Genomic DNA, 15,750 nt, shown 5'->3' on the forward strand with positions numbered 1-15,750 from the left:
TATGCAGCCACTTATATTTAAAGAGATCCTGTCGGTAACCATGATATTGTTTGCCATAATTGATATACTGGGCGCAATCCCCGTAATTATCGAATTAAGGCAACGTGCAGGGCATATCGAATCGGAAAAGGCCAGTATAGCGGTACTGGTATTGATGGTGGCTTTCCTGTTTGTGGGTAATGAGCTGCTGGATGTCATCGGGCTGGATATTTCCTCCTTCGCCATAGCCGGTTCGCTGGTGATCTTCATCATCGCGATGGAGATGATACTCGGTATCAAATTTTTTAAAGAGGAAATGCCCGAAACGGTATCTATCGTACCCATCGCCTTCCCGCTGATAGCAGGCGCCGGTACCATGACGACCTTGCTGTCCCTTAAATCGCAATACCAAACACAAAACATTCTGGTGGGTATCATTATCAATACCCTGTTTGTTTACCTCGTACTTAAAAACGTAAAATGGCTGGAAAAGCTTTTCGGTAAAACCGGGCTCGATATTTTGCGCAAGGCTTTTGGTATTATCCTGCTGGCTATCGCCATCAAATTGTTCAGGAGTAACTCGGGCCTGTAGTTCAAATAACAGAGATCATTTATACAGGCGCAAATTCCGTCTTTTCAACGGCAATCGATTTTCTTCTGAAGAAATAGTATAAATAAGCGTGCATCATGTTTTTTATGAATGCTTTGCTTATGTTTACTATAGTTTTATTGCCTGCCGGGGCAACTTTAAACCATTATAACCGTACAACGAGGCGTAAACCTATAATTAATAAGGTAAGTACTTTAAGCAGTTTTTAGCATTTAGTTTTTAAGTGTATGCGGCACCGTATATGTATGTTTTTTATTGGCATTGGCGCTTTCTTAGGCCTTATGCTTCCTTACGTGGTGTTGGCGCAAAACAAAAGCTTACAGTTTGTGCATGTTGGCACCAGCGAAGGTCTTTCGCAAATAAATGTAAACACTATAATACAGGATAGCCGCGGCTTTATATGGATAGGTACCCGCAACGGCCTCAACCGTTACGATGGCTACCAGTTTATATCGTTCAGGTACGATGATAAGGACAGTACCAGCATAAGCAATAACATGGTGAATGATATTGCCGAAGATAAAGACGGTAACCTTTGGCTGGCCACGCAGGCCGGTTTAAATATGTACCAGCGAACTACAGGCAGGTTTATTCGCCATACACACGATGCCGCCAACCCCAAAAGTGTGGCAAGCAACGTGGTAAGCCACCTTACCTTTGATGAGCATGGCGATCTTTGGGTAGCTACCCAAACCGGCGGGGTTGATAGATACGATCTTAAAAAGAACATCTTTTACCACCATAGTCCCACAGGTAAAGGAAGGGGCAGCCTCAGCGATAACAACGCGCGAACGGTTTTTCGAGACGCGCAGCAACGTATTTGGGTAGGTACCGCCAACGGCGGACTGAACCTTTACGATAAAAAAACAGATTCCTTTATCAGTTACCTGTACCACGATCCGCAAACCGGGGCAGTTATCGGGAATAATGTAACCACTATTTTTGAAGATCAGCAAGGGCGCTTATGGCTGGGTACGCAGGCGGGTGGTTTATTCTTGTTCGATAGGGAGAAGAAAACCTTTAAACGTTACCTGCACGATGCGGCCGATAAAAGCAGCCTGTCCAGCAATACCATTTACTGCATGAATGCCGATGAGGAAGGCAACCTGTGGCTGGGTACCGAAAACGGCGGACTGTGTATACTCAATCACCAAACCGGCAAGTTTACCACCTATCAGCACGATGAGATAGACGATAACAGCCTTAATGGAAATTCGGTTTACGGCATTTGTCGCGACAAACGGAACAACATGTGGGTGGGCGCGTTTGGCGGCGGGGTAAACCTGTACAAAAAAACTTCGGCAAGCTTTACCTTGTACAGGCATAACAGCAGCCCTTTCAGCCTGTCGAATAATTTTGTGCTGGATATTGCCGAAGATAAAGAGCATAAACTTTGGATCGGTACCGATGGCGGCGGCCTCAATAAGTTCGACCCGGAAACACGTTTGTTCACCGCCTTTAAGCAGCCTGTGAACGGCAAAAACGGTATCACCGGTAATTATGTACTCGCCGTTAAGCCCGATGCCACCGGCAAGCTGTGGATAGGTACCTGGGGCGATGGCATGAGCATTTATGATCCTGCTACCAATATCTTTAAAAATTATAAACGGGACGCGGCCAAGCCCAACGGAATAGGGGGCAACAACGTTTATAACATACTGCATACCCGCGACGGCAAAACCTGGATAAGTACCTTTAACGATGGGATAGATTGCTACGACCCTAAAACCAATATATTTAAGCATTATAAGTTTAACGCCAACGATCCCAAAAGCCCAAGCAGTGACAGGGCTTACGTTTTTACCGAAGACAGGAAAGGCAACCTTTGGATAGGTACTTCTGACGGGGGATTGAACCTTTTTGAACCTGCTACTGGTACCTTTAAGCGTTATATGCACGAAGAAAAGCATAACAGCATCAGTAACAACGGCGTAACCGATATTTTTGAGGATAGTAAAGGCAGGCTGTGGCTGGCTACATTATCTGGCCTCGATCTGTTTGACCCGGTGAAGGAACATTTTACCGTTTTTACCCGCGAGGATGGTTTGCCAAGCGATATTATTTATGCCTTGAGGGAGGATAACAACGGCATGCTTTGGATAAGCAACAACGGCGGCTTATCCCGGTTCGACCCGGAACGGAGACACTTTACCAATTACACGGTAGAGGATGGTTTGCAGAGCGACGAATACAAACCCCACTCGGCACTAAAAGCCCATGATGGTAAGCTGTATTTTGGCGGTATCAACGGGTTTAACGAGTTTATGCCTTCGCGCATTCAAAAGCCTGTGGGTTTTGCTCCATTGGTGATCACTTCGTTCCAGTTGTTTAACAAAGTACTAACCATCGCCAAAAATGCTTCCGACCCTTCGCCGCTGAAACAGGATATCAGCGAAACCCGCAAGCTAACCTTGCAGCACCAGCAATCGGTTTTCTCGTTTGAGTTTGCCGCGTTAGATTACGCTTCGATAGATAAAAAACAATACGCCTACTTTTTAGAGGGCTTTGATAAGGAGTGGAACTATATAGGTAACCACCACGCGGCCTATTACACCAATTTGCCTCCCGGCGAATACCAGGTGAAGCTGCGCTATATGGATAGCCAGGGGCGCTGGTCGCCGGTGGCTACGCCGCTCACTATAGTTATTGTGCCGCCGTTTTGGTTAACCTGGTGGTTTACCGCGTTGGCAATAGCGGCACTTGTAGCCATCATTTACGGGTTGTTTTTATTGCGGATGAGCACCATACAGCAGCAAAAAGCCAACCTCGAAAAAGTGGTGGAAGAACGTACCAAGAGTATTGTAGAACTTACCAACGAAGAACGCAAATCGCGCGAACTGGCCGAGCAGGCGAGGGAAGAGGCCGAAAAGGCCAACAAGGCCAAGAGCATATTCCTGGCGACAATGAGCCACGAGATCCGTACGCCGATGAACGGGGTAATAGGTATGGCAACATTGCTGGCCAATACCAACCTTACCACCGAACAAATGGAATATACCGAAACCATTAAAAGTTCGGGCGATGCACTATTAGCGGTGATCAACGATATACTGGATTTTTCCAAAATAGAATCGGGAAATTTGGAGTTGGACGAAAGCGATTTTGATATTCGCGATTGTTTGGAAAGCGTGCTCGACCTGTTCGCGGAAAAGGCTTCCCAGCTCAACCTCGACCTGGTGTACCAAATGGAGCTGAACGTGCCCGCCAATATTATTGCCGATGCCATGCGCCTGCGGCAGATATTGATTAACCTGGTGGGTAATGCCATTAAATTTACCAGTGCCGGTGAGATATTTATTGGGGTTGACGCCGTGCATCGTGATAAGGAACAGCTCGATCTGTTGTTCACCATACGCGACACCGGTATTGGCATCCCGGAGGATAAACTGAACCGTTTGTTCAAGGCCTTTTCGCAGGTTGATTCGGGCACCACCCGCAAATACGGCGGTACCGGTCTGGGTTTGGTGATCAGCGAGAAGCTCATCAACCTCATGGGCGGCAACATTGATGTAAAGAGCGAGGTGGGAGTAGGCACGGTGTTTTCGTTCAGTATCAATACCCGCATTGGTGTAAAACCGCTGCCAACCTACATTAGCGTAAATACTACTGATATTGAAAATAAACGCATTTTGGTGGTAGACGATAACGCCACTAACCGTAGCATACTGAACAACCAACTGAAGCAATGGAAATTTGTGCCGGTAATGGCAGAATCGGGCGATGTGGCACTGGCCTTGCTGAAATCTGAGCCGCCTGTTGACCTCGTGATCACCGATTTTAATATGCCATTTATGGATGGCGTAACGCTGGCACGTAACATTAAAAAAGACTTCCCGGCATTGCCGATCATCTTATTGAGTTCGGTGGATAACCAGCAGAGCAGGCAGCGCGGCGACCTGTTTAATGTGGTACTCACCAAGCCTGCCAAGCATAACCTGTTGTACAATCATATAATCAGCCAGTTAAAACATGAAGACGGCAATTTGCAAAGCAATCGTACCGAAAAGGATATATTGCCAAAAGATATGGCGCAAAAGTATCCTGCCAATATTTTAGTTGCCGAAGATAACCTTGTGAACCAAAAGGTAGCGCTGCACGTGCTCGAAAAGATGGGTTATCACCCCGATATGTTTGTTAATGGTAAAGAGGCATTAAACGCGGTGGCCCAAAAGCAGTACGACCTCATTTTTATGGATGTGCAAATGCCCGAGATGGACGGCCTTGAAGCTACCCGCCTGATAAGGCAGCAGGAAGGTCGCCAGCCTGTAATCATAGCCATGACCGCCAATGCCATGATAGAAGACCGCGAGAATTGCATGAACGCCGGTATGGATGGTTACCTGAGCAAACCCATGAAACTGGCCGAAATTATTGCAGTGCTGGAGAAATACGGTAAAGGTACAGATGCACCGGTGGTGTAGTCAATTTTGGCAATCGGCATCAGAAAAAGATAACAAAAACTTAATGTGCAACATTGTTGCAATTGCTTGTCTTGTTTATATATTGCCTTAATTTTATAAGCGAATGAAACGTAGAGATTTTGTTAAGCAAACTGCGCTTACCGCGTTTGGTGCTGCTATTATTGGTGCCCCGGTGGCCGCGCTGGCCGATGGGGGAGTAACCCATTTAGAGAGTGAAGATATATCGCCCCGTGCCGCGCTGGCCGATGATTACCCGCTGCATTTTATGGCCATTGGCGATTGGGGTCGCAACGGCGAGTACGATCAGACCGAGGTGGCCAAACAAATGGGCATTTGGGGAGCTAACAACCCTAATAACTTTGTGATATCGGTAGGGGATAACTTTTACCCCAATGGCGTGATCAGCGAGCAGGATCCTTTGTTTCATTATTCGTTTGAGAATATTTATACCGCGCATTCTTTGCAGTGCGACTGGCACGTAGTAATGGGCAATCACGATTACCATGGTGACCCCGACGCGCAGGTTCGCTACAGCAAGGTAAGCCGCCGTTGGAACATGCCTGCAAGGTATTATACCAAAGAGGTTTCTTTAGGGAAGGATAAGGGCAAGGTTGCCTTTATTATGATGGATACTGACCCGTTTTTGCATGAAAACCTGAAAGAGCAGGTAGATCAGCAAATGGTATGGCTCAATAAAACACTGGAGCAATTGCAGCCCGATGTAAAATGGAAAATTGTAGTAGGGCATCACCCATATTACACCGTAGGCCCGCGCATCAAAAATTACGATACCCTCACCATGCGCGAAAAACTGGCCAAGGTCTTTGAAAAACATAAGGTCGACATTTATCTCTCCGGCCACGATCACTCGCTGCAACATTTGAAACCTGATGGTTATACGCATCAACTTATTTCGGGTGCAGGCTCGGAACTTACACCGGTAAGTACGGGCATCCCTTACAGTAAATTTGAGGCATCAGAGCATGGTTTTATGTATTTCTCTGTAAGGGCAGGCCGTGTAAACGTAAAGGCCATTAACAAAGATGGCAAGGTGATATACGATACCAATATCGATAAAGCATAAATTAAGGAATACATAATGGAAAGCCTCCCGTGGTAACATGGGAGGCTTTTTGCTTTAAATTATACAAACAATTATAACCCGTCGTGGTTGCTTTTTGTAAACAGATTGTATAACTAACTCCTTAACATTATGGGATTTGACATCAGCTACCACCCGGTAAAAGAATCAGATATGCGTAACTGGTTTTTTGATTTAGATTTTACAGCCATCGTTGATAATGATTTTAGCGGCATCGAACTTGTTGTGAAGCAATATCAGCTCGACGAGTTTTTTATTGATAAATACAAGGATATTTTGGGTGTAGCGGTACAAACCCTGCCGGACGATTCCTTCGAGAATTCTTATGGGTACTATATGGCCGTGATACAAGGGTTAATGGATAAGTATTTTTATACGAGAGGATCGGCCTATTCGTTTATGATGCAGGATATGCCTTACTTTAAGGCCTACACCAAACCCTGGGCAGATATATTAACCGATAAATACGAGAACCCGACATATAACCAGATTAACCAGAATTACAGCTCGGGCGTATACATCCCAGCAGACATGGTGGTGAAGCTACTGCACGATTATAATACCGACGAAAACATCAAACGGGACATGGATAACTTCTATTCGCACGGTCGTGTAGATATTTTTATGAAGGCTTTGGAATATGCCATGCACAGCAATGCCGGTATATTGGAAGCTACCGAAGTAGTAGAGCCTAATCCGCTCGATTTGAACCAAACGGTGTGCTACTCTAATTTGTTGAATTGTGATATTGAAGGTGCCATCCTTTACCAGCAAGCCGCGCAGGAGCAATTGCGTGAATATGAAACACGCGAAAACCTCCCCGAAGGTGAAATAGCCCGCAATGCCACCTACCAAAAAACAACCATGCCGCCGCCGCCTGCCCCACAACCGGAGAAGAAAGGATTCTTTAAACGCCTGTTTGGTTAAAACATAAATGATAATTAAGCCTTATTGCTATATTAATAAAAGGCTCATATTATATTTTATAAGGTTGATTGATAGGTGCTTGGCTTGATACGGTAAAAACATTGCCCTTATGCCGAAAAAAATCGTACATTTGTAATCCAAAACAGTGCGGGATGGAGCAGTTGGTAGCTCGTCGGGCTCATAACCCGAAGGTCATAGGTTCGAGTCCTGTTCCCGCTACCTGAGTAAAATGAAAGCCTTAAGTTGAAAAATTTAAGGCTTTTTTATTTGGTTTTCTTTTTGTTTTAGAGTATTGATTATATTTATCAATACTCTAAAACAAAAAAGACTGAAAAAGATATATCTATACAGGATGACGCATATCGAGAATATTCCGCATATTCTTATAAATGGAATTACTCATCAACGTTCATTGAATAGTAACAAGAATTACGTTTCTATTGGAGCCGGAGATTTAATATCAAAAAGAGAAAGTTCCATTTTACCTAATGGAAATACTTTGGGAAGTTATATCCCTTTTTATTTTGGCCCAAGAATGCCAATGCTTTATGTAATAAAACTTGGTACGCAAAGCATACAATATAATTTACAGCAAACATCTTTGGAAGACGTGATCTATTGTATTACAAGTGTTGAGCAGATTAAGATGCATAAACTTGAATTTGTATTTTCAAACGGACATGCAGTGAATGCTTTTACTGATTTTTTCGATGAAACTGATGTGGAGGATATACTAAATATTATTGATGTGAAAGCAATAAAGGCCCGGTATTGGCGGGATGATAAAGACCTTGACCTAAAAAGGAGGAAGGAAGCTGAATTTTTAGTATTGGGTGATATTCCTGCGGGCGCAATATTAGGATTTGTTGTAAACAACGAAGTTGTTGAGCAAAAACTTTTAAAATTAGGTATTGATAAAAATAAGATAGCTATTGAAAAAGGATATTATTTTTGATGATGATCACTTACAAAGAAGGTAACATATTAGAAAGTAAAGCACAGGCTTTGGTTAATACCGTTAATACTGTTGGTGTGATGGGCAAAGGCCTGGCTCTTCAATTCAAAAAGGAGTTTCCTTATAATTTTAAAATTTATCAGCAAGCTTGCAAAGCTAAGGATTTTGAAATAGGCGATTTGATAGTTACTGAAGAAGAATCATTGCTATATGGTAAAAAGATTATTGTTGATTTGCCCACTAAAACAGATTGGCGTAAGCCATCGGAATATGTTTATATAGAGGCTGGTTTAAAACGGTTGGCTTCGATTATAAGTGAGAAACAGATCAAATCTATTGCAATACCCTCTTTAGGTACAGGGCACGGCGGATTGGAATGGGCAAAAGTGCAAAATTTGATAGAATCAGCGTTAAAAAATATCGATATTGATATTCAGGTGTATTTGCCTAATGCTGTGATAAAGGAGGCAATGAAAGAAGAACGCGCTAAATTGACACCTGCGCGGGCTATGTTGCTTGCAGTTTTATTTGACTTAGCAAAAAGCGGGGAATTTGTATCAGAGTTTGCAGCCGAAAAAGTCGCCTATTTTTTACAACGTTTTGGAGCAAAAGACGAGTTTAAGCTAACCTTTGAGCCGAATTTCTATGGCCCTTATTCGGGTAAGGTAAGGCGTGTCCTTTACTATCTAAACGGAAGTTATATTACCGGATATAGTGCTATGGATAAAAAGCCTTTTGAAGAGCTGGGTATTATGATGGATGCAGAAGATGATGTTTTTGCTTTTCTTAGCTTGGATTCTAACCTTATTTTTCTTGACATCGTAAATAGAACCAAAAGTTTTTTATCCGGATTTTATTCTGCTTTTGGATTGGAGTTGCTATCTACCATAGATTTTCTTTCGGTTAAGCACAACACCAAAAAATTGGATGAAATATTAAATCATCTTCACGGCTGGAGTAATAGAAAGCAAACACTCTTTTCTAATAAAAAATTTGTTGAACAGGCGATAGCGAGGCTTGAGGGTCATAATTTATAAATCCCCAAATTCATAGGCCGAGTTCTACTCTCGAATCGGAAAGGCTTGAAAATCAAGTCTTGTTCGATTTTTACCCTTCATCAGATACACTAACTTGATTTCTATCCCTCTGCATAAGTGTTAGCACTACCTTGTAAGCTGTTTTTTTCTCCCACCGCGCTATCAGCCAGGCAATAAAACTTAATGTAAAAATATCACCATTTTCTGCACTGCTTGCCAAATTTAAAACTGCTTTTTTATACGTGGGGTCAAAAACCACATCGGGTTTTAGCAGGTATTTTTCAACCAGCTTCAGAAACGAGAGTACGCGTTCTTCCGAAGTATTCAGCAGATACTTCTTGTATCTCCGCCGGAAGCTGTTCAGGCGCGACATGGCAAGCTCGATATTGGAAAACTGCGTCTGAACCAAAATTTCCATCAGGTTCTTTCTAATGGTCCACAGCATACCCATCTTTTTTTCGTACCAGGCATCAGTGCGCGTTAATAAAGTGAGCTGCTTCAGGCTGTCACGATCATTACGCAGGGCTAAAAACATGGCGAGGCATATTCGTAAATCCTCAATATCTTCCGGCTTGGCGGTTTGCTTTGTATTGGTGAGCGCTTTATGCAATTGCGTGATAGCATCGTTAGCAAAGCCTGTATAGAAAAGATTGAGCGCCAATAGTAACTGATGGCGTAAGTAAAACAGCGCGTAATAACGGTTATCCGTCATCATTAAATCCATCATTTCTGTAAGATAGGAGGCACTCCTTGTGAAATCTTTTTGGCGTAGATGAAAGTTCGCCAAAAGATACAAGATAGATATATGGTAAAAAAGATAGGGTTGTTTCGTATGCGCCTGGTTTTCTATAAACTGTTTAGTTCGGTTAATATAGCGCGCTATCAATCCATAATTCTGCTGTATGGCCGCGTATTCATTGGCGATGAAGAGAATTTGGTAGATGGACTTATAGGTCATCAAATCCTGTACGGAAATTTTATATTTCCGTATCGTTGTTATCATCAGGGTAGTTAAGTTAACAATCTTACCTTTCAGGTGTATGGCCTGTAATTCCTGCCTCAGAAAGGCATAAGCCATGTTGAGTTTAGCCTCCCGTTGCATATTCAACTGGTTGGTAAAGAAACGTGCGGTCAATACTTCAAGGTCGTCTGCTCCCGGCAGATGGGCATACTGTAGCTTCAAGAGCAAAAGTTCGTTCAACAGGTTAAACTGCTCCAGGTGTTCAGCCAGCCGTTCGGCTTTATTCAAACATTTGAACGCTATCTTATGCACATCATTCTCTAACAAAAAACGACCTGCCACAAGCTGGCGTAGCGCGTCATAGGTGTCAGAATGATTGCTCTCAAAGGTTTTCTGCGATAAAAATAGCAGCAAATTATCTTGCAGCCTTTTGCGTAAAGCATGGTAGGCATCATTATTTTTCTTGGACTCGTAAAGTTTATTTAGGTTGTCTATATCGTCAGTTTCTATCAAATTGAGTAGCTGCAAATTCTTTACATCGTTTCTTTTGTTTTTGTGCTTCAAAAATTGCCTGAAAAGCTTTTTATCATTATTACTAAGTAAGTTGATCAGTTCCGAAAGTGAATCCATAGTGATGTTTCAGTGTGTTTGAAGATACATATATTAAAATTTATATCGTCAGTAATTTGCATATTCTTCCTTTTTTAGATCTGTTTTACAGCCGACATTCGCTTTCATATTAATCATTAAACAAAAACAATATGGAACCGCTACAACACAAAACAGAAGAAATTTCATCCATGGTAAATTATGGTGACAAAATTAGAAACCCATTTAAACCAACCGGCGCGTTTATAGGCGCCTCATGGTTTGCCCTGTTAGCCGGAATGGTGGGGTATTGCATCGGCTTGTGGAATGCAAGTATGGAATTAAACGAGAAGGGCTATTACTTCACCATTTTATTATTTGGCTTATTCGCGGTAATCTCCGTACAAAAGAGCGTACGTGACAGGGCAGAAGGGCTTGTGGTGACCGATCTGTACTACGGCCTGAGCTGGTTTGCCACTATCGCGGCAATGATCCTGTTAACGATAGGCCTGTGGAACGCGGATATCGCCCGAAGCGAAAAAGGCTTTTACGCTATGGCATTCTGCCTGAGCATGTTCTCGGCCATTGCCGTACAAAAAAACACCCGCGACGCCAAAATGTTCGGAGATAAAGAACTGTAACGTAGCGGTTACCACCCCGCAGTGCCTTGCCCGGCAAGCCTGCGGGGTTTACTTAAACGTTTACAATCTCTTATTCCTTTGTATAAATAGATATACCTAACCTTGTTGCTGTAAAGCCTCTCAGAGAAATTTGAGGGGCTTTTTTGTGTTTAAAGTTTATCTGGTTAATTATGTCGCTTCAATAATCGGAACGGGTTGGTTAACGTATGTTAAAATTTTAAGGCATATTTCAATATTGTTTAACTTGGGCTGGATTAAAAACGTTCTATTTTAACCCCCAAAAGGATATTGCTTATTTTTTGATCTTATGCCTAAACTGTTTCTAATATTGTTATTTATAATTTCATGTACGGCTGTTGAAGCACAAATAAAATTTAACGGAGACTTTGAAAAAATTGACGACAAAGGTAACCCTATCGGCTGGGACCTCACCTTTAACGGCCAAAATACTTACGATGTTAAAGTTGATAGCCTGGTAATAAAACAAGGGAAGTATGCTGTCTCCATTAGTCCGGGTAATGGTAAAATTGGGTTTAGCGCTATTAATTTCCCTATAAGGAAATCCTTTCACGGAAAAAAATTATGGTTGGTTGGCAACATAAAAACCGAAAATGTTACCGACGGTTGGGCCGGCATCTGGTTGCGTGGTGATGGAAAAGACGAAAAAGTACTCGGCTTCGATAATATGCAAAATAACGGCATAACCGGTACAAATGACTGGAAGGAATACATGATCCAGGTACCCTACGACGAGACAGAAGCAGTACAGATTAACGTGGGCGCCTTGTTGGTAGGAAAAGGAAAAATGTGGATAGATAGCTTTAGGTTGTATTTGGATGAAGTCCCAATTGAAAATGTACCCACTATTTCAACCCATGAGTACGGTGCTGTTACAGACACCGCTTTCGCTGTAAAGTCAGGAATAGACACCGTTTTATTGAACAAGCAAAACGGCAAATATTTAAGTTTATTGGGGCAGCTTTGGGGATTTGTAAAGTATTATCACCCCGCGGTAGCAAGCGGGGAACATAATTGGGATGCCGAATTATTCAGGGTGATGCCATCGGTGTTAAAAAGCAAATCAGACAAGCAATTCTCTATGGCATTAGAGCAGTGGGTTGATCGTTTAGGAAAACCGCCCATTTGTAAAAATTGTACCGTAATTGATAAAATTAAAGATTTGTACAGTAAGCCCGATTACGGCACATTATTTAATAACAAGGTATTCAGTAAATCGCTGATTGAAAAATTACGTTACATAATAGCTAATCGTAATACCGATGATCATTATTATGTAGATCTTGAGACTACGGGTGCCAATAATCCTGAATTCCGGCACGAAAAGGAATATGTAAACATGCAATATCCTGATGCAGGTTACCGGCTCCTGGCGCTTTATCGTTACTGGAGCATGATTAATTATTTTTACCCTAACCGTGATTTAGTTACCGGTGGATGGCGTAGCGTATTAGACGAGTATATCCCCCTGTTTGTAAAGAACAAGAACAAAACCGATTACGCCAAAACAATGGTTCAACTGATAGCCTGCATTAACGATACGCATGCATTTATACAGAATGAAGCGTTTGAAGCTTATAAAGGCCGTTATCGTTTGCCCTTTCAGGCGAGGTTCATACAAAATAAATTGGTTGTTACCGGCTACTATAAAGATACGCTTAACGTGAAAGAGCATTTTAAAATTGGCGATGTTATTACGGAGATCAACGGAAATACGATTGCTCAATTATTAAATACCTACCTGCCAATGGTGCCTGCATCAAATTACGAGGGCAAGCTAAGAGACGTTACCGGAAATTTTTTATTGCGAGGTCAAAAGCCTGATTTTACGTTTAAGCTGATACGTGATAATGGTTATATGCAAGTGAAATTCAGGGCGGTAGATATGGCTAAAGTTGATACTTACAAACTCGATTTTAATGCCGACCCGGCAAAGCCGGCCTATTCACTGCTCAATGAAAGAGTAGGTTATTTTTTCGCCGGAACTTATAAAAGAGCCATGTTGGACGATATTAAGAAGAAGTTTTCGCCAACAAAGGGTATAATCATTGATTTGCGTTGCTATCCTTCAGATGATGTGATTCATACATTGGGTAACTATTTAAAATCTGATTCATCGGTATTTGTAAACTTCACCGCAGGTTCGGTAGCTTACCCCGGCATGTTTTATACATTTACATCAAGCTATGGCAGCAATAAATCTGAAGAGCATTATAAGGGTAAAGTTGTAGTATTGGTTAACGAGTTAACGCAAAGCAACGCCGAGTTTGTAACCATGGCGCTACAAACTATACCCGGCGTTAAAGTAATTGGCAGCAAAAGCGCAGGGGCCGATGGCAATATTTCGCAGATTAGCCTGCCCGGAAATTTCAATACCTATATATCGGGCTTAGGAGTATATTATCCCGATGGTACATGCGCGCAACGTAAAGGTGTTAAGATAGATAATATCGTTAAACCTACCTTACAGGGTATAAAATCAGGGCGGGACGAATTACTGGAAGAGGCCATCAAATTGATAGATGGGGCTAACTGATCCGGCTTAGTTATATAGGCCGGTATCCGGTTGTTTTTACGATGTTGACAAAGAGAATAAGACAGATTAGTTATAAAACAGAACAAGCGGCATTTTGCCGCTTGTTCTGTTTGTAGAAAAGTAATTACCGGTTTATTTCAACGCGTAGTTGATAAAGCCACCGTCAACCAGTATTTCGGTTCCGGTGATAAAGCTTGCATCGTCAGATGCCAGGAACAATACTGTTTTGGCAACTTCATCGGCATTGCCTAATCTTTGCAGTGCGGTAGCGGCTGCTAAAACCGGTTTTGCTTCGGCAGGTACGGCATATTCTAAGCCGGGTGTTTGAATAGGCCCCGGACTAACCAGGTTCACCCTGATCTTTCTATCAGCCAGTTCGTTGGCGGCTATCTGGGCAACTTTATTTAATGCTCCCTTAGTTGCGGAGTACACACTCGTGCCTAAGCCTGATGCTGTCGCAACGGTTGAGGAGGTGAACAATACCGCCGATCTATCTGCCAAATGAGGCAATAGCTTTTGCAGGGTAAAGAAATGGCCTTTGATATTGGTGTTAAACTGCGCGTCGAAATCTGCTTCGGTAGCCTGCGCTATTGGCGCGAATACGGCTATGCCCGCGTTAAGGAACAGTACATCTAATTTGCTTCCGCTTTCTGCGATAGCATTTTCCAATAGTGCTATATCAGCCAGTTTTGAGGTGTCGGAAACTACGGTTTTCAACTTCGTGCTGTTGATCTCGTCGGCTGCCTTTTGTAAGTTTTCGGCATTTCTGCCTGTTATCCATACGGTTGCTCCGGCATTAATAAATGCTTTTGCTGTGGCCAGCCCAATTCCGGTTGTGCCGCCTGTTATAACTACATTTTTGTTTGTAAAATTCATGGTTAAATTATTATCGTTTACCATGCAAACTTAGGGCACTTTAATTTATTTTGGTAACTTTGTAACCAAAAGTAACAGTAACTTTTGAGTAACCAGGTAACTTATGACTGACAACGTATGCCATAAAACAGAGATCATGGCGGTACATGATGCTATGGACGTGCTGAACGGAAAGTGGAAGATCTCCATCATCTCTTCTATTTGTTATTATAACAAAAGAAGATTTTCTGATATTTTGAATGATGTGGACGGCATATCAAACAAAATGCTGAGCAAAGAGCTAAAAGAGCTGGAAATAAATAAATTGATTAAGCGTACGGTTTTAGATACCCAACCCGTAACCGTTCAGTACAACCTTACCGATTATGGTAAAACACTCCAAACCATTATTAACAACCTGGCCGAGTGGGGGATAGAACACCGCAGAGTTATTACCGGCAAATAGTCGTAATTGCCCCTGCTCAATGTCTTTTTCTCCCCTCGCAGGTACAAGTAGTATCCGCTACTTTTATTAAAAAAAGGATCATGAGAAAAATTATCGTTAGTTCATTCATCACGCTTGATGGTGTTGTTGAGGCACCCGGTGGTGATGAAACGCCTCACCCTCATGGTGGCTGGCAGGCGCAATATCGCTCGGCTGATAGCGGAAAGTATAAAGCAGATGAGCTGGCCGCTGTAGATACCTTATTGCTTGGCAGGGTTACGTATGATACATTCTCCGCCTACTGGCCAACCCAAACCGGCGAAGCTTTTGCCGACCGCATTAATCGCTACCCCAAATATGTGGTATCGGGAACGTTGCAAAAAACAGACTGGAACAACACCCATATTCTGCGCGATGTAGCCCGGGATGTGGCCGCACTTAAGGAAACTGACGGGGGAGATATCCTTGTTTACGGAAGTGCCACGCTCGTAAAAGCCCTGCTTCATCACAATCTTATCGACGAGTTGCGGCTCATGGTATTCCCCATTTCCATTGGCGGTGGATTGAAGATTTTTGATGACAACAGGGAATTAAAGAAATTTGAACTGAAGCATTCGCAGGTAATGGATAACGGCGCGCTTATACTCGAATATAAGCCGATCAAGTAAGTTATTG

At 42.7% G+C, this 15,750-nt stretch carries 12 protein-coding genes and 1 tRNA gene; 11 read left to right on the forward strand and 2 right to left on the reverse strand.

Going from position 1 to position 15,750, the window contains the following annotated elements:
• Position 1: 1 nt before the first annotated feature.
• The 7 genes from AC07NA_RS20745 (at position 2) to darG (ending at position 9,031) form a co-directional block, all read left to right on the forward strand.
• Positions 2 to 571, forward strand: coding sequence for a MarC family protein (locus AC07NA_RS20745; protein ID WP_345213303.1), 570 nt, complete (start codon positions 2 to 4; stop codon positions 569 to 571).
• Positions 572 to 816: 245 nt separating this feature from the next.
• On the forward strand, positions 817 to 5,010 hold the full coding sequence (locus tag AC07NA_RS20750; RefSeq protein ID WP_494899415.1) for a hybrid sensor histidine kinase/response regulator: 4,194 nt from the start codon (positions 817 to 819) through the stop codon (positions 5,008 to 5,010).
• A gap of 103 nt (positions 5,011 to 5,113) precedes the next feature.
• The gene (locus AC07NA_RS20755) at positions 5,114 to 6,094 is read left to right on the forward strand and encodes a purple acid phosphatase family protein (protein ID WP_494899417.1); all 981 of its coding nucleotides are present in this window, start codon (positions 5,114 to 5,116) and stop codon (positions 6,092 to 6,094) included.
• Between the two features lie 129 nt (positions 6,095 to 6,223).
• Positions 6,224 to 7,039 (forward strand): hypothetical protein, encoded by an 816-nt coding sequence (locus AC07NA_RS20760; RefSeq protein ID WP_494899418.1) that lies wholly within the window; start codon positions 6,224 to 6,226, stop codon positions 7,037 to 7,039.
• Between the two features lie 146 nt (positions 7,040 to 7,185).
• A tRNA-Met gene (locus AC07NA_RS20765) sits at positions 7,186 to 7,258 on the forward strand.
• Positions 7,259 to 7,391: 133 nt separating this feature from the next.
• The gene (darT, locus tag AC07NA_RS20770) at positions 7,392 to 7,994 is read left to right on the forward strand and encodes a type II toxin-antitoxin system toxin DNA ADP-ribosyl transferase DarT (protein ID WP_494899420.1); all 603 of its coding nucleotides are present in this window, start codon (positions 7,392 to 7,394) and stop codon (positions 7,992 to 7,994) included.
• Complete coding sequence (gene darG / locus AC07NA_RS20775; RefSeq protein ID WP_494899421.1) at positions 7,994 to 9,031, forward strand: type II toxin-antitoxin system antitoxin DNA ADP-ribosyl glycohydrolase DarG; 1,038 nt, start codon at positions 7,994 to 7,996, stop codon at positions 9,029 to 9,031. The genes darT and darG overlap by 1 nt, the downstream gene beginning before the upstream one ends.
• Before the next feature lie 70 nt (positions 9,032 to 9,101).
• Here darG and AC07NA_RS20780 read toward each other — a convergent pair whose 3' ends face one another.
• Complete coding sequence (locus AC07NA_RS20780; protein ID WP_494899422.1) at positions 9,102 to 10,622, reverse strand: hypothetical protein; 1,521 nt, start codon at positions 10,620 to 10,622, stop codon at positions 9,102 to 9,104.
• A gap of 131 nt (positions 10,623 to 10,753) precedes the next feature.
• Here AC07NA_RS20780 and yiaA point away from each other — a divergent pair, with 131 nt between their 5' ends.
• Together yiaA and AC07NA_RS20790 are read left to right on the forward strand one after the other, a co-directional pair.
• Positions 10,754 to 11,221 carry an inner membrane protein YiaA gene (gene yiaA / locus AC07NA_RS20785; protein WP_494899423.1) on the forward strand — a complete coding sequence of 156 codons (468 nt, stop codon included), beginning with the start codon at positions 10,754 to 10,756 and terminating at the stop codon, positions 11,219 to 11,221.
• A gap of 307 nt (positions 11,222 to 11,528) precedes the next feature.
• Positions 11,529 to 13,775 carry a S41 family peptidase gene (locus AC07NA_RS20790; protein ID WP_494899424.1) on the forward strand — a complete coding sequence of 749 codons (2,247 nt, stop codon included), beginning with the start codon at positions 11,529 to 11,531 and terminating at the stop codon, positions 13,773 to 13,775.
• Positions 13,776 to 13,907: 132 nt separating this feature from the next.
• On the opposite strand, the gene AC07NA_RS20795 is transcribed toward AC07NA_RS20790, so the two are convergent.
• Positions 13,908 to 14,651 (reverse strand): SDR family oxidoreductase, encoded by a 744-nt coding sequence (locus AC07NA_RS20795; RefSeq protein ID WP_494899426.1) that lies wholly within the window; start codon positions 14,649 to 14,651, stop codon positions 13,908 to 13,910.
• Positions 14,652 to 14,754: 103 nt separating this feature from the next.
• Here AC07NA_RS20795 and AC07NA_RS20800 point away from each other — a divergent pair, with 103 nt between their 5' ends.
• Entirely contained in the window at positions 14,755 to 15,096 is a 342-nt protein-coding gene (locus AC07NA_RS20800) for a winged helix-turn-helix transcriptional regulator (protein ID WP_494899427.1), read from the forward strand.
• An 80-nt stretch (positions 15,097 to 15,176) separates the two neighbouring features.
• Positions 15,177 to 15,743 (forward strand): dihydrofolate reductase family protein, encoded by a 567-nt coding sequence (locus AC07NA_RS20805; RefSeq protein WP_494899429.1) that lies wholly within the window; start codon positions 15,177 to 15,179, stop codon positions 15,741 to 15,743.
• The last annotated feature ends 7 nt before the right edge of the window (positions 15,744 to 15,750 follow it).

The sequence above is a fragment of the Mucilaginibacter sp. GW821-FHT07G05 genome, assembly GCF_059418565.1.